This is a genomic window from Streptomyces mesophilus (assembly GCF_040300965.1).
In the GTDB taxonomy this organism is placed as follows: Bacteria; Actinomycetota; Actinomycetes; order Streptomycetales; family Streptomycetaceae; genus Streptomyces; species Streptomyces mesophilus_A.
In genome coordinates this window covers 17,570-40,601 of the sequence record NZ_JBEPEW010000074.1, presented here as the reverse complement: position 1 = coordinate 40,601, position 23,032 = coordinate 17,570, and the positions used below count along the sequence as shown (strand labels likewise).

At 70.1% G+C, this 23,032-nt stretch carries 15 protein-coding genes; 3 read left to right on the top strand and 12 right to left on the bottom strand.

The window, feature by feature from the left end; all coding sequences use genetic code 11:
- Window positions 1-14: 14 nt before the first annotated feature.
- The 7 genes from ABT367_RS24290 to ABT367_RS24260 are packed head-to-tail and all read right to left on the bottom strand — an operon-like array spanning window position 15 to window position 7,772.
- A complete protein-coding gene (locus tag ABT367_RS24290) occupies window positions 15-851 on the bottom strand; it encodes an HpcH/HpaI aldolase/citrate lyase family protein (RefSeq protein WP_352255198.1) in 837 nt (278 codons plus the stop codon).
- Window positions 848-2,047 carry a CaiB/BaiF CoA transferase family protein gene (locus ABT367_RS24285; protein ID WP_352255197.1) on the bottom strand — a complete coding sequence of 400 codons (1,200 nt, stop codon included), beginning with the start codon at window positions 2,045-2,047 and terminating at the stop codon, window positions 848-850. The genes ABT367_RS24290 and ABT367_RS24285 overlap by 4 nt, the downstream gene beginning before the upstream one ends.
- A 24-nt stretch (window positions 2,048-2,071) precedes the next feature.
- The gene (rbsK, locus tag ABT367_RS24280; RefSeq protein ID WP_352255196.1) at window positions 2,072-2,974 is read right to left on the bottom strand and encodes a ribokinase; all 903 of its coding nucleotides are present in this window, start codon (window positions 2,972-2,974) and stop codon (window positions 2,072-2,074) included.
- Entirely contained in the window at window positions 2,971-4,395 is a 1,425-nt protein-coding gene (locus tag ABT367_RS24275) for an ADP-ribosylglycohydrolase family protein (RefSeq protein WP_352255200.1), read from the bottom strand. Before ABT367_RS24275 ends, rbsK begins: the two co-directional genes overlap by 4 nt.
- Before the next feature lie 26 nt (window positions 4,396-4,421).
- Entirely contained in the window at window positions 4,422-5,591 is a 1,170-nt protein-coding gene (locus ABT367_RS24270) for an ADP-ribosylglycohydrolase family protein (RefSeq protein ID WP_352255195.1), read from the bottom strand.
- Window positions 5,566-6,753 carry an ADP-ribosylglycohydrolase family protein gene (locus ABT367_RS24265; protein ID WP_352255194.1) on the bottom strand — a complete coding sequence of 396 codons (1,188 nt, stop codon included), beginning with the start codon at window positions 6,751-6,753 and terminating at the stop codon, window positions 5,566-5,568. The genes ABT367_RS24270 and ABT367_RS24265 overlap by 26 nt, the downstream gene beginning before the upstream one ends.
- On the bottom strand, window positions 6,750-7,772 hold the full coding sequence (locus tag ABT367_RS24260) for an ADP-ribosylglycohydrolase family protein (protein ID WP_352255193.1): 1,023 nt from the start codon (window positions 7,770-7,772) through the stop codon (window positions 6,750-6,752). Before ABT367_RS24260 ends, ABT367_RS24265 begins: the two co-directional genes overlap by 4 nt.
- Window positions 7,773-8,020: 248 nt before the next feature.
- Here ABT367_RS24260 and ABT367_RS24255 point away from each other — a divergent pair, with 248 nt between their 5' ends.
- The 3 genes from ABT367_RS24255 (at window position 8,021) to ABT367_RS24245 (ending at window position 15,117) form a co-directional block, all read left to right on the top strand.
- Window positions 8,021-8,752, top strand: coding sequence for a VIT1/CCC1 transporter family protein (locus ABT367_RS24255; protein WP_352255192.1), 732 nt, complete (start codon window positions 8,021-8,023; stop codon window positions 8,750-8,752).
- 352 nt (window positions 8,753-9,104) lie between these two features.
- Window positions 9,105-13,664 carry a glutamate synthase large subunit gene (gene gltB, locus ABT367_RS24250; protein ID WP_352255191.1) on the top strand — a complete coding sequence of 1,520 codons (4,560 nt, stop codon included), beginning with the start codon at window positions 9,105-9,107 and terminating at the stop codon, window positions 13,662-13,664.
- Entirely contained in the window at window positions 13,657-15,117 is a 1,461-nt protein-coding gene (locus ABT367_RS24245; protein ID WP_352255190.1) for a glutamate synthase subunit beta, read from the top strand. Before gltB ends, ABT367_RS24245 begins: the two co-directional genes overlap by 8 nt.
- A 186-nt stretch (window positions 15,118-15,303) precedes the next feature.
- On the opposite strand, the gene ABT367_RS24240 is transcribed toward ABT367_RS24245, so the two are convergent.
- From ABT367_RS24240 to ABT367_RS24220, 5 genes are all read right to left on the bottom strand, one after another.
- A complete protein-coding gene (locus ABT367_RS24240; protein ID WP_352255189.1) occupies window positions 15,304-15,858 on the bottom strand; it encodes a hypothetical protein in 555 nt (184 codons plus the stop codon).
- On the bottom strand, window positions 15,830-20,572 hold the full coding sequence (locus ABT367_RS24235) for a putative T7SS-secreted protein (protein ID WP_352255188.1): 4,743 nt from the start codon (window positions 20,570-20,572) through the stop codon (window positions 15,830-15,832). Before ABT367_RS24235 ends, ABT367_RS24240 begins: the two co-directional genes overlap by 29 nt.
- Window positions 20,572-21,219 carry a hypothetical protein gene (locus ABT367_RS24230; RefSeq protein WP_352255187.1) on the bottom strand — a complete coding sequence of 216 codons (648 nt, stop codon included), beginning with the start codon at window positions 21,217-21,219 and terminating at the stop codon, window positions 20,572-20,574. The genes ABT367_RS24235 and ABT367_RS24230 overlap by 1 nt, the downstream gene beginning before the upstream one ends.
- Window positions 21,216-21,779 carry a hypothetical protein gene (locus tag ABT367_RS24225; RefSeq protein ID WP_352255186.1) on the bottom strand — a complete coding sequence of 188 codons (564 nt, stop codon included), beginning with the start codon at window positions 21,777-21,779 and terminating at the stop codon, window positions 21,216-21,218. Before ABT367_RS24225 ends, ABT367_RS24230 begins: the two co-directional genes overlap by 4 nt.
- 172 nt (window positions 21,780-21,951) lie before the next feature.
- Window positions 21,952-22,998 (bottom strand): VWA domain-containing protein, encoded by a 1,047-nt coding sequence (locus ABT367_RS24220; protein WP_352255185.1) that lies wholly within the window; start codon window positions 22,996-22,998, stop codon window positions 21,952-21,954.
- Between the last annotated feature and the right edge of the window lie 34 nt (window positions 22,999-23,032).

Sequence of the window (23,032 nt, the reverse complement as noted above, 5' to 3'; positions counted from 1 at the left end):
GAGCGGACGAGGCCCTAGGCGAGCGGGCGGCGTGCGGCCAGGGCCAGCGTGCGGCGGGCGCCCGCCACCACGGCCGCGTCCACGAACCGGCCGTCCGGCAGGGCCAGCGCGCCCGCGTCGGTGGCCGCCGCCTCGGTGATGTCCTGCGCGGCCGCGATCTCCTCCGCGGTGGGCAGATACGCCCGCTCGATCACCGGGAGCTGGCTGGGATGGATGGCCGCCCGGCCGAGGAAACCCAGGGCTCGGCCGCGTGCGCAGGACGCCGCGAGTCCGTTCAGGTCGTAGAGGTCGGTGTGCACGGACTGGGGCGGCGGCGCCAGGCTCGCCGCACGGGCCGCGCACACCACACGCGAGCGGGCCCAGTCCAGGCCCGTGTCCGCGGCGATCCCCAGATCCGCCCGCAGATCGCTCTCGCCGAGGGAGAGACCGGTCAGGGACGGGTGGGCCGTCGCGATCGCGTACGCCGACTCGATGCCGAGGGCCGATTCGAGGAGTGCGAACAGCGGGGGAGAGTCGGCCAGTTCGGCGACGCGGGTGATCTGGGACGGGGCGGTCACCTTCGGCAGGCGCAGGCAGGCGAGGCCGGGGCGGTCCGCGAGCGCCTCGATGTCGAGCCGGGCCAGCGGGCCGTCGAGGGCGTTGACCCGGACATGGACCGGGACGTGATGGCGGTCCGAGAGCAGCTCCGAGGTCGCCGCCCGCGCAAAGCTCTTGCGGTCCGCCGCGACCGCGTCCTCCAGGTCCACGATCACCACGTCCGCTCCGGCCACGAGGGCCTTCGCGACGCGTTCGGGCCGGTCCCCCGGCACGTACAGCCACGTCAGCGGGATCTTCCCGGTCTTCGCAGTCATACGGCGCCCTCCGTGCGCAGCTCGTCGATCTCGCCCGCGGACAGGCCGAGTTCACCGAGCACCTCGTCCGTGTCCGCACCGTGCGGGCGGCCCGCCCACTGGATGGCGCCCGGGGTCTCCGAGAGGCGGAACAGGACGTTCTGCATGCGCAGCGGACCGAGTTCGGGATCGTCGACGGTGGTGACGGTGTCGAGGGCCGCGTACTGCGGGTCCGCCATCACATCCCGTACGTCCTGGATCGGCGCCACCGCGGCCTGCGCCTGCTCGAAGGCGGCGATCACCTCGGAGCGGGTACGCGTGGCGATCCACGAGCCGACCGCCTCGTCGAGCACGTCGGCGTGGGCGGCGCGGTCCGCGCCCGAGGCGAACCACGGTTCGGCGATCAGCTCCGGACGGCCGACCAGGTGCATCACGCGCTCCGCGATGGACTGCGCGGAGGTCGACACCGCGACCCAACTGCCGTCCACCGTGCGGTAGGTGTTGCGCGGGGCGTTGTTCGTGGAGCGGTTGCCGGTACGCGGCTGGACGAAGCCCAGCTGGTCGTACCAGAGGGGCTGTGGGCCCAGGACCGTCAGGATCGGCTCGATGATCGCCATGTCCACCACCTGACCGCGGCCCGTGCGCTGCCGCCCGGCAAGGGCCGTCATCACCGCGTACGCCGTCGCGAGGCCCGCGATGGAGTCCGCGAGCCCGAACGGCGGCAGCGTGGGCGGCCCTTCGGGCTCCCCGGTGATCGCCGCGAAACCGCTCATCGCCTCGGCGAGCGTCCCGAAGCCGGGACGGTGCGCATACGGTCCGAACTGGCCGAAGCCCGTGACCCTGGCCAGCACGAGCCGCGGGTTCGCGGCGCTCAACTCCTCGTATCCGAGGCCCCACTTCTCGAGCGTGCCAGGGCGGAAGTTCTCGATGATCACGTCGGCGGTCGCGGCGAGCCTGAGCAGGGTCTCGCGGCCGCCCTTCGTCGAGAGATCGAGGGTGATCGTCCGCTTGTTGCGGCCGAGGAGTTTCCACCACAGGCCGACCCCCTCCTTCGAGGGCCCGTGACCGCGCGACGGGTCGGGCCTGCGGGGGTGCTCCACCTTGATCACCTCGGCGCCGAAGTCACCGAGCATCGTGGCGGCGAGCGGTCCTGCGAACAGGGTGGCCAGGTCCAGGACGCGCAGACCGGCGAGCGGGGGAGGAGGAGGGGATGCCATGGGGTCCTTTAGCGGTGGGGGTTCTTACGGTCGTACGGCGGCGTCGATGTCCGCGCGGGCCGGCATCGAGGCCGAGGCGCCCGGGCGCTGGACCGACAGCGCGGCCGCCGCCGAGGCCCAGGCCAGCGCGTCCGGCATCGCGCGCCCCTCGCCGAGCGCCACCGCGAGCGCACCCACGAAGGTGTCGCCGGCGGCCGTCGTGTCCACGGCCTTGACCTGGGGTGCGGGCACGGTGAGCCGGGTGCCGGAGCGGTCCGCGTACAGGCTGCCCGCCGAGCCGAGCGTGATGATCAGCTCCGGGACCTGTTCGAGGAGGGCCTCGGCGGCCTCGTACGGGTCGGTGCGACCGGTGAGCGCGGCGGCCTCGTGCTCGTTGGGCACCAACAGGTCGGTGGCGGCGAGGAGTTCCGGCGGCAGCGGCTGCGCGGGCGCCGGGGTCAGGATCGTGCGTACGCCACGGGCGCGAGCGGTCTGTGCACCGGTGAGCACGCCTTCGAGGGGGATCTCCAGCTGGAGCAGGAGCGTGCCCGTCGCCTCGATGGCCTCCGCGTCGCCGGGGGCGAGATGGGTGACGGTGGCGTTGGCGCCGGGGACGACCACGATCGCGTTGCCGCCCTCGTCGTCGACCACGATGTGCGCCGTGCCGCTCGCGCCCTCGACCGTACGCAGCCGTCCGGTGTCCACGCCGGACTCGCCGAGCGCACCGCGCAGCCGTACCCCGAAGTCGTCGGCGCCGACCGCCCCGATCATCGTGACGTCGCCGCCCGCGCGGGCCGCGGCGATCGCCTGGTTGGCGCCCTTGCCGCCGGGGATCGTGTGGAACTCACGTCCGGTGACGGTCTCTCCGCGGTCCGGTGCCTTCGCCACGTAGGCGACGAGGTCCATGTTCGTGGAGCCGAGTACGGCGATGCGCGGGGTAGCTCTCATGGGCGTTCGGCCTCCCGGAAGGTGAGCTGGGCGAGGGTGTCGAAGCCGATGCCGTGGAAGTCGGCGACGGTGGTGGAGAGATGGTTGCGCAACGGCTCGGTCCACTGCGCGGGGAGCCGGTCGGGGTGTCCGGCGATGAGTCCCGCGATCGAGCCGGCCGTGGCGCCGTTGGAGTCGGTGTCCCAGCCGGCCGATACGGCGCGGGTGATGGAGTGCGTGAAGTCCCCGTCGGCGTGCGTGAGGGCGGCGGTGATCGCGGCCGCGTTGGGGATGACATGGACCCAGTGGTGGGCCGCGTGGACGTGGTGGAGTTCGTCGACGACCGCGTCGAAGTCCGTTGTGGTGCGCGCCAGTTCGCGGGCGTGGGTGATCGCCCGGTGCAGGTGCGACCGCGGCGGTACGACGGTGAGGCCGGCCTCGATGGAGCGGTGGACGTCGGCGCCGGTGGCCGCTTCGGCGATCACGGCCGCGATGAACTCGGCGCCGTGCACGCCGTTGCCGGTGTGGGTGAGCTCGGCGTCGCGGCGGGCCTGTTCGGCGGCTGCTTCGGGCCTGCCCGGGTTGGTCCAGCCGTGGACGTCGGCGCGGATCAGCGCGCCGATCCACTCGCGGAACGGGTTGCGGTGCCGTGCGGTGCCCGGGGGTTCGATGCCGTCGAGGAGGTTGCGGTAGGCGACCCGTTCGGCGGTGAAGGTACGGCCGGCGGGGAGTTCGTCGAGCCACAGCTTGGCCACGTCGGTGGTGGTGAAGTGCCGGCCGTGGCGCTGGAGCAGGAGGAGGCCCAGGAGGGGGTAGTTGAGGTCGTCGTCCTCGGGCATGCCGTCGATGTTCTCGGCGAGGCTGGTGGGAGCGCTGCGTTTGTTCCAGGGGTACGTGGCTCTGAGGTCCCCGGGGACGCCGCGTTCCGTGAACCATGTGGTGATCGGCCAGTTGCCTGCGGCTTGGGCGAGTTGGCGGATGCCTTGCAGGGGGAGCTTCTCCACGGGTTTGCCCAGGAGGCAGCCGGCTGCTCGGCCGAGCCAGGCGGCGTGTACGGCGTGCAGGTGGGTGGGCGGGATCTTTTTCCCCACCCCGCCCCTTCCCGGAACCGGGGGCTTCGCCCCCGGGCCCCCGCATCCGAACTTCGTTCGGATCGCCTCAAACGCCGGCGGGGCTGAGTGGGTCTCCGAGAGGCCGGCGGCCTCGTCCAGGAGTTGCGACGCGAGACGGCGCAGCCCCGGGGCGGCGGGTGCCGGGGATGCGCCTGCCCGTTCCGGGGCCAGGTGGCCGCCCGCTGCCAGCCATCTGCGTTCGAGGGCGGACGCGTCGTGGCCCTCCAGGGCGAGCTGCCGCAGCTCGTGGCCGATCAGGTCCTCCGGCTGGACCCAGGTGAGGCGCAGCGGCGGCGCGCTTTCGGGCGCGGTCGGCGTGGGCTCCTTCATGGCGAGCCCCGTCACGTCGAGCCCGGTCACGCCCGGTCCAACAGCGACGTGAACATCGCCTCGTGGGCGCGCCGGCGTTCCGTGTCCCGCTCGAAGATCTCCCGTGCCACCCGCGCCAGCGACACCGCCGGTGCCGACAAGTCGATACGGCTCGACTCCGCCACCGGCTTCGCCCACTCCGTCGGCACCTCCGCGCCCAGCGCGCCCGCGATCGCCCCGCTCATCGTCGCGATCGAGTCGCAGTCGCGGCCGTAGTTGACGGAGCCGAGGACGGTGTGCCGGTAGTCGCCCGCGCCGACCAGGAGCATTCCGAGGGCGATGGGCAGCTCCTCGATCGCGTGCAGACGGGAAGGGCGACGGGCGCCCAGGCCCGGCGCACGGTAGTCGGGGCCGACCGTGTCGAACGGAGTGATCGCCTCGCGGAGCGGGACGAGGGCCGATTCGAAGTCGCCATGGCGCGCTGCCACTTCGCACACCGCCTCGATGGCCGACCGGGTGCCGTCCTTCGCCAGGGACAGACAGGTCTCCACGACGGAGGAGGGCGTCGCGCCCGGAGTGCAGGCCGCGGCCACGCCTGCCGCGAAGACGCCCGCAGCCTCACGGCCGTACGAGGACTGGTGCGCGCCCGCGATGTCCAGGGCCTCGGCGTAAGCCCCGGCGGGATTCCCCGCGTTGACCAGGCCGACCGGCGCCATGTACATCGCCGCGCCGCAGTTGACGATGTTGCCCGAGCCCGCCTCGCGCGGGTCCACATGGCCGTAGTGGAGGCGGGCGACCAGCCACTTCTCGGCGAGGAAGACCCGCTGGAGCAGGATCGCCTCCGTCTCCAGCTCCGGGATCCAGTGCGGCTCGGCGGTCAGCTCGGGCACCAGGTGCTCGGCCGCGGCGTACGCGTCGAGGTGGTCCCGTACCTTCTCGTACACCCTGATCAGCGCGTGCGTCAGCAAGGTGTCGTCCGTGATGTGGCCGTCGCCCTTGTGGTACGGGGCGATCGGCCGTGCGGTGCGCCAGTCCTCGAACCAGGGGCCGACGATGCCGTGCACCCGGCCGCCGTGGCGCTCCAGGATCTGCTCGGGGCTGTAGCCCTCGACCGGTCCGCCGAGTGCGTCGCCGACCGCGGCGCCGGTCAGGGCGCGGCTGATGCGGTCGTCCAGGGGAAGACCGCCTGCGTCAGATGCGCCTTTCCTGTCTGTCATGCGTGAATTGTCCACCCGTGGTGGCCAGTTCCCGGTCTGGTGCGAGGAGTTCGGCGAGTTCCGCCGCGAGTTCCACCAGATCGGTGCCCGCGAGCCGGGGCAGCGCGCAGCCCGAAAGGGTGCGGCAGGCCGCGCGCCAGGACTCGGGCACGCCCGGGGCCCCCTCGTACGCGCCCGCGAGCGCGCCCGCGAGCGCCGGCGCCGAGTCGGCGACGCGGGAGAGGCAGGCGGCGGCGGGCACGGCGCGCGCCAGGGATCCGCGGGACGCGGTGGTCAGGGCGAGGGCGACCGGCACGGTTTCGGCGGCCGCGATGCCGTAGCTGTAGACGTGGTCGACGATCTGGTGCTCCAGGACCGGTACGAGGGCGAAGGCGTCGGCTGCGTAGACGGGGTCTCGGGCCAGCTTCACGGCGTGCTGGGCGTTGCGGCCGATCTCCGTTGCGTCCGGGAGCTGCTCGAGCGCCGCGTCCACGGCCGCGTCGATGTCCCAGCCGCCGAGCAGGGCGGCGCTCGCCGCGGCCATGGCGCGGGCGCCGTGCACGCCGTCGCCGTCCTGGGTGTAGCGGGCGTCGAACTCGGCCAGCTCCGCGGCCCGTTGGGGGTCGCCGGGGTGCAGCAGGGCGAGCACGCAGCCGCGTACACAGGCCGCGTCGTCGAAGTAGTGCGGATTGTCGTGGCCGGTCGCGGGCGGCCGCAGACCGCCCGCGAGATTGCCAAGACCCGCGCGTACGGAGATACGGGCCCGCAGCGGTACGACCGCGGACTCGACCTCGGGAGCGCGCTGTTCGGCCTCGGCGATCTGGGCCGCGAGGGTCTGCCAGGTGTGGTCCACGGCGGCCCGTACACGCAGTGCGGGCTCACCCGCGGCGGCCGACTTGAGCAGCGAGACCGCCGTGAACGCCGCCCACTCGGCGTCGTCGGACGGTCCGAGGCGCAGGGGCTCGGGCGGCTGGTTGAGGGCGATGGGCACGGGAAGCGTGGTGGTGGCGTTCTGCTCGGCGAACGTGTCGAGCTCCCGCGTGAGCCGGCGGGTCCACTCGGGCATCCGGGCGGCGCGGTGCCGGGCGGCGGGCCAGCCGGCGGCGTCTCCCGCGGCGATTCCGAGGAGCAGCCCTTCGATTCGGGAGCGGCCGGGCCCGCCCTCGGCCTCGTGCGGCGTCATGACGTCGTCTCCTCGTCGTCCGGGGTGAGCAGATCGGCGACGTCCAGGACGTGATGGCCTGCCATGGAGGGCAGACAACTGCCGCGGACCGGGCCGATCGCCTGCGCCCACGGTTCGGGGATGGCCGCCTCGCCCTGCAGCGCCCCGGCGAGGGCGCCGGCGAGCGCGGCCGTCGTATCGGCGTCGCGGCCCATGTTGACCGCCATCAGGACCGCTTCGCGGAACTCACCGCGCGCGGCGGCGAACGCGCCGAAGGCCAGACCCACCGCCTCGGGCGCGAGATCGGTCCACGGGTAGCCGCCGATGACGACCGCGCTGCGGACCGCGCGCTCCCCGGCGGGGGCGGCGATCACCGCGCGGCGCAGCGAACGTGCCGTCCACGAGTCCATGGGGATGACGGAGAGCGCGGCGCCGATCACCGAGGCCGCGCCCGCTCCGCCCATCGCGGCCGCGACCCCCGCGGCGACGGCCTGGCCGCCGTAGATGCCCTCGCCCTCGTGGCTCACCGAGCCGTCGATCGCGACGAGGCGCGCGGCCTCGGCGGGGTTGCCTACCGCGTACACCCCGAAGGGCGCGGCCCGCATCGCGAGCCCGTCGCTCCAGGCGTGCCGGTGCTGGGCGGTGACGGGGGCGGCGAGGCCGCGGCGGAGGTTCTCGAGGGTGCCGCGCTCGCTGAACCCGGCCCCCTTGAACGGGCCCTCGTCGAGGTCGGCGATCCACTGGTGCCAGGCGGTCTCGGCGCGCGCGGTGGTGAGGCCCGAGCCGTAGCGGGCGAGCAGGAGACCGGAGAAGATCGCGTACTCGGTGTCGTCGGTGCCGGCCGGGTCGTCGACGACGAAGCCTTCGATACGGCCCCAGCGGGCGCGGATCTCGGAGGGCTTGAGGTTCTCGGCGGGGGCGCCGAGGGCGTCGCCGACGGCGAGGCCGAGGAGCGCGCCCCTTGCTCGGGCGCGCAGGGTCTGGGCCGCGGTCGGCGCCGCGGTGGGTTCCGGTGGAACGTATGCAATCGGCGACGCCATGGGCTGGACCTTCCGTCCGCGGATGCGTGGGATATCCGTTCCACGGTTCGTGTCCGGTCGGTACCTGTGTTACGTCGACGTCACCCCTTCGCCTGGGGAGGGGCTGGATTCGCCAGCCGGAACGAGTGGTCAGGCAGGCCTGCCTAACCACTCGTTAGACTAAGTAAGTATGGCCTTCCTTGCTGGCAGGGGCGATTTTTCGCGCGTACTTTCGAGGTCGTACGGCGAGAAGGCAGGGGGCCTGAACCATGGCGATCATCGAGACCGAAGCACCACTGCACGAGGCGCACCGCGACAACCACACGCACCGCGATGTGAACGGCGGCTGGCTGCGGCCTGCCGTGTTCGGCGCGATGGACGGACTCGTGTCCAACCTCGCGCTGATGACCGGTGTGGCCGGCGGGTCCGTGTCGCAGCAGACCATCGTGATCACCGGGCTGGCGGGTCTCGCGGCCGGTGCGTTCTCCATGGCCGCCGGCGAGTACACCTCCGTCGCCTCCCAGCGCGAGCTCGTCCAGGCGGAACTCGACGTCGAGCGCCGGGAGTTGCGCAAGCACCCGGAGTGCGAGGAGCAGGAGCTCGCCGAGCTGTACGTCTCGCGCGGTGTCGAGCCCGACCTCGCCCGCGAGGTGGCGCGGCAGCTCTCGCGCGACCCCGAGCAGGCCCTGGAGATCCACGCGCGCGAGGAGCTGGGCATCGACCCGGACGATCTGCCCTCGCCGGCCGTGGCGGCCGTCTCCTCCTTCGGTTCCTTCGCGCTCGGGGCGCTGCTCCCCGTACTGCCGTATCTGCTCGGTGCGTCCGCGATGTGGCCGGCCGTGCTGCTCGCGCTCGTCGGGCTTTTCGCCTGCGGGGCCGTGGTGGCCAAGGTGACGGCGCGCAGCTGGTGGTACAGCGGGCTGCGGCAGCTGGCGCTCGGTGGGGCCGCTGCGGGTGTGACGTACGCCCTCGGCACACTGTTCGGAACGGCCGTAGGATAAGGGCTTGCAGGTCTATGCAGCGGCTGGCATAAGTAGTCGTTACCGAGCGGTTTCGATCCCATGACAGCAGGGCATGAGCCGTAAGCGCCGTGGGCAATGAGGCCCCGACGTACCCATGGGCAAAGAAGCCCACGCGAAACATGGGCCCCCGGTCACTGATCTGCCCGCGAAGGTCCTGTCCCCGACGGGACGACCGTCACTCGCGGTGTCCGCATGATGGAATGCGCTATCCGATTTTCGAGAAGCGCCTCATCATGTAACCTGCACGAAATTTCGCGCAGATATTGAAGCGTGAGGGCCAACGTCGTCCCTCGGCACCTGCACTTTTGCCTCGACGACGACGGGAGAGCCGATGCGTTCCGACGCCTGGTCGCCCATGGACGGTCGCCCCGCCCAGCAGGGGATGTACGACCCCCGTAACGAGCACGACGCCTGTGGTGTCGGGTTCGTGGCCACCCTGACCGGTGTTGCCAGCCACCAGCTGGTGGAGCAGGCGTTGACCGTGCTGCGCAACCTCGAACACCGCGGTGCCACCGGCTCCGAGCCCGATTCGGGTGACGGCGCGGGCATCCTGTGCCAGGTCCCCGACGCCTTCCTGCGTGAGGTCACCGCGTTCGAGCTGCCCGAGGCCGGCGCGTACGCCGTGGGTATCGCCTTCCTTCCGGTCGAGGGCGCCGACGAGACCGCCGTGAAGATCGAGGGCATCGCCGCCGAGGAGGGACTGAACGTCCTCGGCTGGCGTGAGGTGCCGGTCGCGCCGGAGCTGCTCGGCGCTTCCGCCCGCTCGACGATGCCGGTGTTCCGTCAGCTCTTCGTCGCGGACGGTGTCTCCAAGGACATCGACCTCGACCGCAAGGCGTTCGCGCTGCGCAAGCGTGCCGAGCGGGAGGCCGCGACGTACTTCCCGTCGTTCTCCGCGCGCACCATCGTCTACAAGGGCATGCTGACCACCGGCCAGCTCGAGCCCTTCTTCCCGGACCTGTCGGACCGCCGTTTCGCCTCGGCGCTCGCGCTCGTCCACTCGCGCTTCTCGACGAACACCTTCCCGAGCTGGCCGCTCGCCCACCCGTACCGCTTCGTCGCGCACAACGGTGAGATCAACACCGTCAAGGGCAACCGGAACTGGATGACGGCGCGTGAGTCCCAGCTGGCTTCCGATCTCTTCGGCAGCGAGCAGCTGGAGCGGATCTTCCCGATCTGTACGCCCGACGCCTCGGACTCCGCGTCCTTCGACGAGGTGCTCGAACTCCTGCACCTGGGCGGCCGTTCGCTGCCCCATTCGGTCCTGATGATGATCCCGGAGGCATGGGAGAACCACGCCTCCATGGACCCGGCCCGGCGCGCGTTCTACCAGTACCACTCCACGCTGATGGAGCCCTGGGACGGCCCGGCCTGTGTCACCTTCACCGACGGCACCCAGGTCGGCGCGGTCCTGGACCGCAACGGTCTGCGCCCCGGCCGCTACTGGGTCACCGACGAGGGCCTCGTCGTGCTCGGCTCCGAGGTCGGCGTGCTCGACATCGACCCCGCGAAGGTCGTCCGCAAGGGCCGCCTCCAGCCGGGCCGGATGTTCCTCGTCGACACCGCCGAGCACCGCATCATCGAGGACGACGAGATCAAGTCGGCGCTCGCCGCCGAGCACCCGTACGCGGAGTGGCTCGAAGCCGGCGAGATCGAGCTCTCGGACCTGCCCGAGCGTGAGCACATCGTGCACACCCACGCCTCGGTCACCCGCCGCCAGCAGACCTTCGGTTACACCGAGGAAGAGCTGCGCATCCTGCTCACGCCGATGGCCAAGTCCGGTGCCGAGCCGATCGGTTCGATGGGTACCGACTCGCCGATCGCCGCGCTCTCCGAGCGCCCCCGGCTGATCTTCGACTACTTCACCCAGCTGTTCGCGCAGGTCACCAACCCGCCGCTCGACGCGATCCGTGAGGAGCTCGTCACCTCGCTGCTGTCCTCGCTCGGCCCGGGCTCCAACCTGCTCGACCCGCAGGCCGCGTCCTGCCGTTCGGTCACGCTGCCCTTCCCGGTGATCGACAACGACGAGCTGGCCAAGCTCATCCACATCAACGCCGACGGCGACATGCCCGGCATGAAGGCCGTGACCCTGTCCGGTCTCTACCGGGTCTCCGGCGGCGGTGACGCGCTCGCTGCCCGTATCGAGGAGATCTGCGCCGAGGCCGACGCCGCGATCGAGGGCGGCGCCCGCCTGATCGTGCTCTCGGACCGGCACTCGGACGCCGAGCACGCGCCGATCCCGTCGCTGCTTCTCACCGCGGCCGTGCACCACCACCTCATCCGTACGAAGCAGCGCACCCAGGTGGGTCTGCTCGTCGAGGCCGGCGATGTCCGCGAGGTGCACCACGTCGCGCTGCTCATCGGCTTCGGAGCGGCTGCGGTCAACCCGTATCTGGCGATGGAGTCCGTCGAGGACCTCGTCCGGGCCGGAACGTTCCTTCCCGGCATCGAGGCCGAGCAGGCCATCCGCAACCTGATCTACGCGCTCGGCAAGGGCGTCCTCAAGGTCATGTCCAAGATGGGCATCTCGACCGTCGCCTCCTACCGCGGCGCGCAGGTCTTCGAGGCCGTCGGTCTCGAACAGGCCTTTGTCGACAAGTACTTCAACGGCACCACCTCCAAGATCGGCGGCGTCGGCATCGACGTCATCGCCAAGGAGGTCGCCGCCCGGCACGCCAAGGCCTACCCGGCCTCCGGCGTCCCCTCGGCGCACCGCGCCCTGGAGATCGGCGGCGAGTACCAGTGGCGCCGTGAGGGCGAGCCGCACCTGTTCGACCCGGACACGGTCTTCCGGCTGCAGCACGCCTCGCGCAACCGCCGCTACGACATCTTCAAGCAGTACACCTCGCGTGTGGACGAGCAGTCCCAGCGCCTGATGACGCTGCGCGGTCTGTTCGGCTTCAAGAGCGGCCGGGAGCCGATCTCCATCGACGAGGTCGAGCCCGTCTCCGAGATCGTCAGGCGGTTCTCGACCGGCGCCATGTCGTACGGCTCCATCTCCAAGGAGGCGCACGAGACCCTCGCCATCGCCATGAACCAGTTGGGCGGCAAGTCCAACACCGGTGAGGGCGGCGAGGACCCGGAGCGTCTGTACGACCCGGCGCGGCGTTCTTCGATCAAGCAGGTCGCGTCCGGCCGCTTCGGTGTGACGAGCGAATACCTCGTCAACGCCGACGACATCCAGATCAAGATGGCCCAGGGTGCCAAGCCCGGTGAGGGCGGTCAGCTGCCCGGTCCGAAGGTCTACCCGTGGGTGGCCAAGACGCGTCACTCGACGCCGGGCGTGGGCCTCATCTCCCCGCCGCCGCACCACGACATCTACTCCATCGAGGACCTGGCTCAGCTGATCCACGACCTCAAGAACGCCAACCCGTCGGCCCGCATCCACGTGAAGCTGGTCTCCGAGGTCGGCGTCGGCACGGTCGCCGCGGGTGTCTCCAAGGCGCACGCGGACGTGGTCCTGATCTCCGGCCACGACGGCGGTACGGGTGCTTCGCCGCTGACCTCGCTCAAGCACGCGGGCGGTCCCTGGGAGCTCGGCCTCGCCGAGACCCAGCAGACTCTGCTGCTCAACGGTCTGCGCGACCGCATCGTGGTCCAGACGGACGGCCAGCTCAAGACCGGCCGTGACGTGGTCATCGCCGCGCTGCTCGGCGCCGAGGAGTTCGGTTTCGCGACCGCGCCGCTCGTCGTCTCCGGCTGCGTCATGATGCGCGTCTGCCACCTGGACACCTGCCCGGTCGGCATCGCCACGCAGAACCCCGTCCTGCGCGAGCGCTTCACCGGCAAGGCCGAGTACATCGTCAACTTCTTCGAGTTCATCGCCGAAGAGGTCCGCGAGATCCTCGCCGAGCTCGGCTTCCGTACGATCGAGGAGGCCGTCGGCCACGCCGAACTCCTCGACACCGAGCGGGCCGTACAGCACTGGAAGGCGCAGGGCCTGGACCTGGAGCCGCTGTTCCATGTGCCGGACCTGCCCGAGGGCGCCGTCCGCCACCAGCTGATCTCCCAGGACCACGGTCTGGAGAAGGCGCTCGACAACGAGCTGATCAAGCTCGCCGCCGACGCCCTCGCCGTGGACTCCGCCGAGGCAGCCCAGCCGGTCCGCGCCCAGGTCGCGATCCGCAACATCAACCGGACCGTCGGCACGATGCTCGGCCACGAGGTCACCAAGCGCTTCGGCGGCGCCGGTCTGCCGGACGACACGATCGACATCACCTTCACGGGCTCCGCCGGCCAGTCCTTCGGCGCCTTCGTGCCGCGCGGTGTGACGCTGCGCCTCGAGGGCGACGCCAACGACTATGTGGGCAAGGGTCTTTCCGGCGGCCGCGTCATCGTCCGCCCGGACCGCGCGGCCGACCACCTTGCCGAGTACTCGACGATCGCCGGCAACACCATCGCGTACGGCGCGACGGGCGGCGAGATCTTCCTGCGCGGACGTACGGGAGAGCGCTTCTGTGTCCGTAACTCCGGTGCGCTGGTCGTCTCCGAGGGTGTCGGCGACCACGGTTGCGAGTACATGACCGGTGGCCAGGCGGTCGTACTCGGCGAGACGGGACGCAATTTCGCGGCCGGTATGTCCGGCGGCACCGCGTACGTCATCGACCTGGACCGCGACAACGTCAACGCCGGGAACCTGGCAGCGGTCGAGGAGCTCTCCGACGCCGACAAGCAGTGGCTGCACGATGTCGTGCGCCGCCACGCGGAGGAAACCGGCTCCACCGTCGCCGAGAAGCTGCTCGTCGACTGGGACGCTTCGGCTCAGCGCTTCACCAAGATCATTCCGCAGACGTACAAGGCAGTGCTCGCCGCCAAGGACGCCGCCGAGCGAGCCGGACTCTCCGAGTCCGAGATCACCGAGAAGATGATGGAGGCGGCGACCAATGGCTGATCCGAAGGGCTTTCTCAAGCACGGCCGCGAGGTCGCCTGCTCCCGCCCGGTCGAGGAGCGCGTCCAGGACTGGAAGGAGGTCTACGTCCCCGGATCCCTGCTTCCGATCATCTCGACGCAGGCCTCGCGCTGCATGGACTGCGGCATCCCGTTCTGCCACAACGGCTGTCCGCTCGGGAACCTGATCCCCGAGTGGAACGACTACGCGTACCGCGAGGACTGGGCCGCCGCTTCCGAGCGTCTCCACGCGACGAACAACTTCCCCGAGTTCACCGGTCGCCTGTGCCCGGCCCCCTGCGAGTCGGCCTGCGTCCTCGGTATCTCGCAGCCGGCCGTGACCATCAAGAACGTCGAGGTCTCGATCATCGACAAGGCCTGGGACGCCAACGACGTCAAGCCGCAGGCGCCCGAGCGCCTCTCCGGCAAGACCGTCGCAGTGGTCGGCTCGGGTCCCGCGGGCCTCGCGGCCGCGCAGCAGCTGACGCGGGCCGGTCACACGGTCGCCGTGTTCGAGCGCGCGGACCGTATCGGTGGTCTGCTCCGGTACGGCATCCCCGAGTTCAAGATGGAGAAGGTGCACATCAACCGGCGCATCGAGCAGATGCGCGCGGAGGGCACCCGCTTCCGTACGGGCGTCGAGATCGGCCGCGACCTCAAGGCGACGGACCTGCGCAAGCGGTACGACGCCGTGGTCATCGCCGCCGGTGCCACCACCGCCCGTGATCTTCCCGTCCCCGGGCGGGAGTTGAAGGGCATCCACCAGGCGATGGAGTACCTGCCGCTCGCCAACAAGGTGGTCGAGGGCGACTTCGTGGCCCCGCCGATCACGGCCGAGGGCAAGCACGTCGTGGTCATCGGCGGCGGTGACACGGGCGCCGACTGCGTGGGCACCGCCCACCGCCAGGGCGCCGCGTCCGTCACCCAGCTGGAGATCATGCCCAAGCCGGGCGAGGACCGTGCGCCGCACCAGCCGTGGCCGACCTTCCCGATGCTGTACAAGGTGACCTCCGCGCACGAGGAGGGCGGCGAGCGGGTCTACTCCGTGTCGACCACGCACTTCTCGGGCGACGAGGACGGCAATGTCCAGGAACTGCACCTCATCGAGGTCGAGTTCATCGACGGCAAGCTGACCCAGAAGCCGGGTACCGAGCGCGTCATCCCGGCGCAGCTCGTGACGCTCGCCATGGGCTTCACCGGTACGGACGTCGAGAACGGCATGGTCGCGCAGTTCGACCTGGAGCTCGACGCGCGCGGCAACATCGCCCGCAACGACGACTACGAGACCAACGTCCCCGGTGTGTTCGTGGCCGGTGACGCGGGCCGTGGCCAGTCGCTGATCGTCTGGGCGATCGCCGAGGGCCGCTCCGCCGCCCGCGGTGTGGACCGCTTCCTGACGGGTGCGTCGGAGCTGCCGGCCCCGATCCGCCCGACGGACCGTTCGCTGACGGTCTGACCGCCTGGGGGCCGGCTTGCCGGCCGGCCCCACCGGCCCGCTGCTCGCGTTGCCTGCGGCGGGCCCACCGGCTCGCTGCTCGCGGCGGGCCCCAACTGACGCTCCGTACAACGGCGTACGGACCTGACGCTACGCCCGCCCCTGTCCCCGACCGGACTGTGGGGTGGGCGTTGCGGCGTTTCGGCGCTACGGCAGCAAAGGGATCAGGTCGAGCCACTCCCTGATTTCCCGTCCCGGCGAGCTGCTGCTTTCGAGATGATCGGCGACATCTTGCAGTGGGGTGAGGAGATTCTTGATGCGCCGCAAGGTCAACATTTCTTCCGGTGCCCTGCGCTTCCACTCCTCAGCCAGCGCGCGCACCTCCGCGTAGCCCATGGGAATCTCCTCCAGGGCTTCGCGGCACAGGCGGTCAGGGTTCCTGAACGGTTCCTCTGAGCTGGGGCCGAATTCGCGGATGACGTAAGCGCGAACTCTGGCCAGTTCGGCCGCCGATGTCAGGCTGTCCTTCTCGCCGGATTCGATCCTTCGTGAAATGGACAGGGCTGCGAACTTGGCCCATGCGATGCGATCCGCATCGCCCAGGTCTTTGTTCTGAAGTTTTCCGACAGCGCCGTCCCGAAGGTACTCCCAGAGGCGCGGGAAGTCGGTGGAATGCACTCCTTGGACCCTTGCCATTGCGGTGTCCGGGGGGAGTGCCAACAGTTCTCTCATGTCAGAAGAAGGGAATTCCTGCTCGCTCAAATGCCTCGCGACCTTTCTGGAGGCTGTCGATATGGGGCAGATAGTGACCGCTGTTGTTGTTGATATCCATGCCGAAGTAGGCGCCACCGTCCCCGGCAATTTCGGCCTCTCCTGCCGCCAGGAGTTTATCGTCTTCCGGTGTCTTGTCGTAATTGAGCACCGAATGCTTGATTTCGACTCCGTCCACATGTTTGGGGACGATGCGCAGCTCGCCCTCCATGGTGACTCCCCATTTGACCGTACCGCTGTTGACCGCGGCATCGAACCCGTCGTCCCCGACGCGCAGCGGCGTCACCCCGAGCCTTTCGGCCTGTGCGAGCTCACCCGCACGGTCGTCCGGCATCGTGTTGGGGTAGTAGTCGGGAGCCAGTCCCAGGGAGTCGGTGCCCGAGTGCGGATTCCTTATGTAGGTGCTCGGGTTGGGCCCCGGGGTCAGTCCCAAGGGATCCGGCAGCGCATAGCGAGCCGTTTCGGGGTCGTAGTGTCGGAAGTAGTTGTAGTGGAGCCCGGTTTCGGGATCGAAATATTGGCCAGGGAAGCGGAGCGGGGTGTACGTGGCACTGCGATGTGGCCAGGCCGTGGTCCCCCACAGCGTTCCGCGAGTACGCCATGCAATATGGCCGCGTTCGTCGAGGAGCTCCGTCGGGGCCCCGACCAGATCCGTGACGATGGAGAAGAATCGGGAATCGATTTCGCCCGGGCTGACGTCATTTCCGATGCGGCGCTCGGTCTGTGCAAGTGGGCGCAATCCCCGGTGGTCCCAAGTGACAGCGATGGGACTGGGTAGCTCCGGGTGGCTGGTGATCTGTTCGCAGAGCGTCGTGCCGTCCCACGTGAAGTCGACGCGTTCCACGACCGTTTCGCCGTCGTCCGCCATGCGGAGCTTCGCCGTGCGGCGGCCCAAGGGGTCGTACGTGTAGCGCCAGAGTGTGCCGTCGGGGGTGATCGTCGAGGTCAGGCGGTCTTCCGCGTCCCACTCGTAGCGCCAGGTGTCCGGCTTGCGGGACAGGCGGGGTTTCTGGCGGAGGACGACGCGGCCGAGGGGGTCGTGTTCGTAGCGGACCCCTCCGGCGCGGGTGATGCGAGTGCCCTCGTAGGTGCGCGGGCCGGTCGCTTCATGGCCGGGGTGGGTGTCGGGCCAAGTGGCCGAGGTCTGGTTGCCGGCTTCGTCGTAGGCGTAGGTCTCCGTCCAGTTCGCCGCGTGGACGGCTGTGACGCGGCCCGCGGAGTCGAGGTCGAAGTGGCGGGCGCCGGCGAGCTGGTCGTCCACGGCGGTCAGGTTGCCGTCCGCGCGATAGGCGTACGAGCGGCGCTGGACCGCGGTGCCGTCGGCCGCGGTGATCGCCTGGTCGAGGAGGCGGCCCAGGGGATCGAAGGTGTTGGTGAAGGAGACGGCTTCGCCGATGCACCGGGACACCTCGCGGCCTGCCGCGTCGTATGCGAAGTCGATCGTGCGGCCGGACGTGGTGAGGTGGGTGCGGCGGCCTGCCGCGTCGTACGACCATGTGCTGACCGCGCCGGTGGGAGTGGTACGGCCTGTGCGCCGGCCCAACTCGTCGTACGCGTAGCGCAGTTCGCGGCCGTCGACCGTCTCCGAGACCAGGCGGCCGAAGCGGTCGCGGAGAAGGGTGAGTTCGGTGTCCGGGCCTGCGGCGTGGGCGAGTTGGTCGGTGAGGTCGTACGCGAAGGTGGTGACCGAGCCCGCCGCGTCCTTGCGGACGACCTGGCCCAGGGTGTTGCGCTCGAAGGTCGTGGTCAGGCCGATGGCGTTCGTACGGGAGACAAGGCGTCCCGCGGCGTCGTAGGAGTAGTTGAGCTCCCGGTCGTCGAAGTCCGATTCGGATATCAGGCGGCCGGCCGCGTCGTAGGCGTAGTTCCAGCTCAGGCCCTGCGGGTTGGTGACCTGCGTGAGGCGGAGTTCGTGGTCGTGGGCGAAGGTGTGGCGGACACCGTCCGGGCCGGTGCGGGCCATGAGGAGGTCAAAGTGGGTGTACTCGAAGGTGGACACCGCACCCATCTGGTCCGTGTGCGTGGTGCAGTTGCCCTCGCCGTCGTACGTCCAGGACTCGCAGGTGCCGTCGGGTGCGGTGCGGTGGGTGAGCTTGCCTTCGACGGTCCATTCGAGACGGGTGATCGCGCCGAGTGGGTCCGTGATGGTGATCGGGCGGCCGAGGGCGTCACGCCGGAAACGGGTGGTCGCACCGAGCGGATCCGTGACGGCCAGCGGCAGACCTGCTCGGTCGCAGTCGATCCGCGTGGTGTGACCGAGTGGATCGGTGATCTCGGTGAGATGGCCGGACTCGTTGTACGTGAAGTGTGTGGTCAGGCCGGTCGGGCCCGTGGCCGTGGTGCGGTTTCCGCGCTCGTCGTAGGTGTAGCGGCGGACGGTGCGGTCCGGGGCCACCACCCTTACCGGCAGACCGAGTTCGTTGAACTCGGCGGTGCTGGAGCGGCCGTCGGGGCGTTCGACCGCGGTGGGGTGGCCCGCTTCGTCGTAGGAGAGCGTCGTGGTGTGGCCGAGAGGGTCGGTGGTGGTGAGCAGCCGGTTGTAGCGGTCGCGTTCATAGCGGGTGACCGCGCCGAGCGGGTCGATCTCCGCGACCACCTGTGCGTCGTCGTTGATGACGAAGCGCCGGGTGTGGCCGTCACCCGTGGTGGTCGTGGTGACCTTGTGCCCGGTCGACGGGTCGATCCCGTCGTAGTCCAGGTGCAGGGTCATATGGCCGTCGTTGCCGCCTTCGGCGACGCAACGGTCCTCGTCGTCATAGGCGTACGTGTAGGAACGGTCGTTGGTGTCCGTCCAGGAGGTGACACGGCGCCGGTCGTCGTACGTGAAACGCAGGGGCAGGCCGGAGGAGTTGACCGTCTCGGTGAGGTTGCCGTCGGTGTAGCCGTAGCGGGTCAGCCGCAGGTCCGTACCGTCCGGCGAGCCGCCCGCCAGGAGCAGACCGGTGACGCGTCCTTCGTACGTGGACACCTTGAGGTGGCGGCCGGCGCTGTCCACCAGTGCGGTGGGTGCGCCCTCGGCGTCGTACTCGAAGGTGATCCAGTTGCCGTGACGGTCGTCGATCTGGACCAGGACGGCGAGGTCGTCGCTCTGGTCGGAGAAGTGCCGGACGCGGCCCGAGGACGGATCGGTGATCGTGTAGCCGCCCGGCTCGCGGTCGAGTGGCCAGCGCGGACCGTGGCCCGGCAGCACCGGGACACCGGGCGCGGGATGCGGATAGGCCAGGATGCGGCCGTCTTCCGTGACGAAGAGGACGCCTTCCGCGTCGATCTCCAGACGCTGGTCGACCGTGCTCGACCAGGACGGGCCGAACCACCTGCCCAAGTGGTAGCCCGACTCCACCCGGCGCTGGAACACCAGGGGCAGTACGCCCGGCAGGACCACATCGGTCTGCGGCAGGAACATCTTGCCGGTGGCCATGTCGACGGGGTCGGAGCCCTTGGTCTCCACGGCGTCCTTGTCCCGGGCGACCTGGTTGGGGCCGTCGGTGACCGAATCGCGCGCCGCCTTCTGCGCCCCGCTCTCCAGTGACTCCTTGGCCGCCGTCTTGACGCCGGTGGTGAGCGCACCGCGAGCCAGCCCCGCGCCCTTGGTCCCGAGGATCTCGGGGATCAGGCGGCCGACGAACTCGGACGGGTCCTTCTGGAAGGCGTCGACGGCGGCGGAGATCGCACGTTCTGGATGGGCCGCCGTGGAGACCAGGCCGGAGAGCGTCATGGAGACGTTCTGCAGGTACTCGGCCGGGTGGGTCAGGTTGTACGGGTCCGTCGGGTTGAGGCCGCGGACGAAATTGACCAGGCCCGCGCCGCCCTTGAGGACACCGCCGACGACATGGGTGAGCTCGGTGTCGAGTGCCTTGAAGCCGTCGACGAAGTTGTCCTCCAGCCGGTCCAGGGGCGGAGGCTCGGCAGGGGCGTGCGCCAGGGCCGCCTTGACCTTGCCCTGGGCCTCGGCGCCGGCGGTGTTGCGTTGTTTACGGGCCTCGGCCAGCAGGTTCTGGGCTTTGGCGATATCGCTCTTGCCGGGGTCCACGAAGGGTTCCGGGCGCGGGCCGGGGTCCTCGTTCGCCTTCAGCTTGGCGTTGTAGGTGTCGACGCGCTTGTTGTACGCGTCCACCGCGTCGTCGGAGGCCTTTCTGCCCTTCTTGTAGAGCTCGATGGCTTCCTTGGCCTGTCCCTGCGCCCACTTGACCGTGTCCGCGTACGAGTTGAGCGCGGCCGCCGCCTTCTCGCAGGCGTCGGCGGCCTGCGCCCACTTGGCCGGGTGGACGCCGAACTTCTTGCGGAACGCGTCGGCGCCCTCGCCCGCCCAGCCCGAGGAGTCGACCTTCCGCATCCCGCTCGCGACCTTGTCGAACGCGGAGTGGAAGTCCTTCAGGTGCTTCGAGGAGTCCCGGATCTTCTCCGGGTTGCCGTGCACGAGCTCGTTGGCGTCCTCGGTCTGGCCGAGCTGCTGCTCACCGGGCGTGGCGCCCAGGTCGGAGGCGACCTCGTCGCCCCAGTCCTCGACCGCGTCCGCGCCGGACTCCCAGCCCACGTAGTCCAGGCCCTGGCCCACCTTGTCGGTGGTCCAGTCGACGCCTTCGCCGAGCGCCTTCTTGCCCGCGTCGATGCCGTCCTCGATCGCGCCGAGTCCGTCGTTGACCCCGTCCTTGAGGGCGCCACCGGCGTCGCTCAGCCCGTCCTTGAAGTCGTCGAAGAGCCCCATCAGCCGGAGTCCCCGCCCTGCTCGGCGGCCTTCGCGCGCTCCTCGGCGGACGGGCCGAAGGTCTCGTCCAACTGCCGTTCCCACTCGGCGTCCGACACCCCGAGACCCTCGCGTACATTCGCGGGCGCCATCGGCCCGAGGGTGTGGGAGGTCATCACATCCCGGCCGGCGTCCTTCCAGCCCTGCCCCGCGTTGGCGAACGCGGTGTCGAAGGACTCCTTGCTGTAGTCGACCTCACCGCCGAAGATGCCGGAGGTGGCGACGTCGCCCCAGTTCTGGCGGGTCACCTCGTCCTCGGTCGCGTACGGGTTGCCGATCAGCGAGTTCGTGACGACCTTCATCGAGCCCTCGACGTACTGATCGGTCTCGTAGTAGGTGCCCGCGGACAGGCCGGTCTTCTGGGCGAACCCGTTGCCTTCGTTGATCAGCGAGCGCACACCCCACTCCCAGCGCTCGCAGAACGACGAGAACTCGCTCGTCAGCCCCTCGTGGCCCAACTCGAGCCCGGACAGGGCGATATCGCCGAAGCCGCGCCCGGCTCCGGCGGTGCCCACCATGCCCAGTTCCTTGAGCTCGTCCAGCGCGGCCGTCAGGCCCTGCGCGATGAGTCCGAGACCCTGTGCCTTGAGGTCCTTGCCGCCGCTCATGCCGTACCCCCGTTTCGTCCGTCGGCGTGCACGTCCGCGGCGCCGGCATCGACTGCCACCGCGTCCGGCACGATTCCTGCCACCGGCGGGAACACCACCCCGTCCGGTCCGTCCGCGCAGTCCAGTGCCACGCCGCAGGGAACCCCGGCGGCCGGCACGGCCACGTCGAGCAGCCGGGCGCCCAGGACGCGCTGATACGACCACTCCCGGGCGCCTTCGCCGCGTGCCATGGCGAAGCGCGCCAGGGCCTGTTCGTTCGAGAACGCGAAGATCCAGCGGACGCCGCCCGACTCGGCGGTCAGCAGGCTCTTGTCCCCGTCGGCTTCGCCCACCGTCGGAACCAGTACCGCCGAGCGCCGGAACTCGCCAAGGACCGCGGCGAACTCGCGGCGGCGCCCCTTCACCTCGGCCGATTCCTCCGGCTTCGGGGGCGGCTCGGCGCTCTGCGCCTCGCTCCACGCCTTGCTCCGTACCGGTTCGTGAACCGCTTCGAGCGGCTCCGCGTAGTCCGCCAGTCGTGACCGTGGCGGATCGCCCGCCGTTCCCCCGTACTCAGACATGCGCCCGATCATCGCAACCGCACACGGACAGCCGCAACGCATGCCTCGTCACAGGAGCATCAGGAGGCATCAGGAGACGTCAGGAGACATCAAGAGGCATGAGGAGGAGTAAGGGACATCAGGAGGCATGCCAAGGGCCCGGACCTCGAAGGCCCGGGCCTGGCGCGGTGGCTCAGCTCTGCGACATCAGGAGCAGGCGCGTCTGCGGGACCAGCTTGCGGTTCACGCTCGTGCTCTGGATGAAGATGGTGAACTCGTCGTTGTGGTCCGGCTTGATGCGGACCTCCGCGTTCGGCAGGCCGAGGAGCGCGCGGGCCTGGGGGCCCGTGTAGACCTTGTCCGTCTTCTTCTCCAGGACTGCTATCTGCTTGCGGGCCTGGACCTTCTCCGACTTGCTCAGCTCGTAGAACGCGGCGCCCGTGCGGTACGTGTGGCCGCTGTCGACGACCCAGGTGCGGATCGTCTCCGCGCGGTCCACCGTGAGCAGTTGGTAGCCGGACGGGTCCACCGAGGTGAGGCCGGCCGCCTTGATCGTGTCCTTGTTGACCGCGTCCGCGCCCGTGGAGAACACGGCACGGGAGCCGCGGATGCCCTTGGTGCGGCCCACCATGAACTTCTCGGTGGCCTCCTGGATGACCTGGCCGGCCTCCTCGAGGCCCTGGGTGCTGGTGGCGTCCCAGATCGCGATGTTGTCCTTCGGGAAGCCGCACTGCATGGCCTCGCGCTTGCCCATCTGGTCGGGGACGAGGACGGCCAGCGTCCAGTTGTCCTCCTGGGTCCGCGCCAAGTCGGCGACGGCCTGGACCAGTTGCTGCTGCGTCTTGCCCAGGCTGTCCGAGCAGCGGTGGCTCGTGTTCTCCTGGCCGTCGGTGAGGACGAAGGTCAGGAAGCTGTGGTCCCCGTAGAGCTGTGCCGTCTGGGCCAGTTCGCGCTGTGACTTCAGGGTGGCGGCGAGGAGCGCGGTGGAGCCGCTCGCCCGGTACAGCTGCTTCAGGGACGGCATCCGCAGCACGTCCTTGTCGTAGATGACGCACTCGACCTGGCTCGAGAAGACATACACCGTCACGCGCGTCTCCTGGTCCAACTCCTGCGAGCGGCGCGCCAGATACGCGATCTGCTGGTCGGCGACCTCGACGACCTTGCTGCTCAGGTGGGACATGGACGAGCTGGCGTCGAGCACCAGTGCGACGTGATTGATGTAGTTCTGCGATCCCGACATGAGTGATCCCCCTCGTCCCGGAAGCCCCTGCAGC

Bases quoted from the DNA above. Each gene is read 5' to 3' on its own strand.
- ABT367_RS24290 (WP_352255198.1), bottom strand. From the start codon at position 851: ATGACTGCGAAGACCGGGAAGATCCCGCTGACGTGGCTGTACGTGCCG.
- ABT367_RS24285 (WP_352255197.1), bottom strand. From the start codon at position 2,047: ATGGCATCCCCTCCTCCTCCCCCGCTCGCCGGTCTGCGCGTCCTGGAC.
- rbsK (WP_352255196.1), bottom strand. From the start codon at position 2,974: ATGAGAGCTACCCCGCGCATCGCCGTACTCGGCTCCACGAACATGGAC.
- ABT367_RS24275 (WP_352255200.1), bottom strand. From the start codon at position 4,395: ATGAAGGAGCCCACGCCGACCGCGCCCGAAAGCGCGCCGCCGCTGCGC.
- ABT367_RS24270 (WP_352255195.1), bottom strand. From the start codon at position 5,591: ATGACAGACAGGAAAGGCGCATCTGACGCAGGCGGTCTTCCCCTGGAC.
- ABT367_RS24265 (WP_352255194.1), bottom strand. From the start codon at position 6,753: ATGACGCCGCACGAGGCCGAGGGCGGGCCCGGCCGCTCCCGAATCGAA.
- ABT367_RS24260 (WP_352255193.1), bottom strand. From the start codon at position 7,772: ATGGCGTCGCCGATTGCATACGTTCCACCGGAACCCACCGCGGCGCCG.
- ABT367_RS24255 (WP_352255192.1), top strand. From the start codon at position 8,021: ATGGCGATCATCGAGACCGAAGCACCACTGCACGAGGCGCACCGCGAC.
- gltB (WP_352255191.1), top strand. From the start codon at position 9,105: ATGCGTTCCGACGCCTGGTCGCCCATGGACGGTCGCCCCGCCCAGCAG.
- ABT367_RS24245 (WP_352255190.1), top strand. From the start codon at position 13,657: ATGGCTGATCCGAAGGGCTTTCTCAAGCACGGCCGCGAGGTCGCCTGC.
- ABT367_RS24235 (WP_352255188.1), bottom strand. From the start codon at position 20,572: ATGGGGCTCTTCGACGACTTCAAGGACGGGCTGAGCGACGCCGGTGGC.
- ABT367_RS24230 (WP_352255187.1), bottom strand. From the start codon at position 21,219: ATGAGCGGCGGCAAGGACCTCAAGGCACAGGGTCTCGGACTCATCGCG.
- ABT367_RS24225 (WP_352255186.1), bottom strand. From the start codon at position 21,779: ATGTCTGAGTACGGGGGAACGGCGGGCGATCCGCCACGGTCACGACTG.
- ABT367_RS24220 (WP_352255185.1), bottom strand. From the start codon at position 22,998: ATGTCGGGATCGCAGAACTACATCAATCACGTCGCACTGGTGCTCGAC.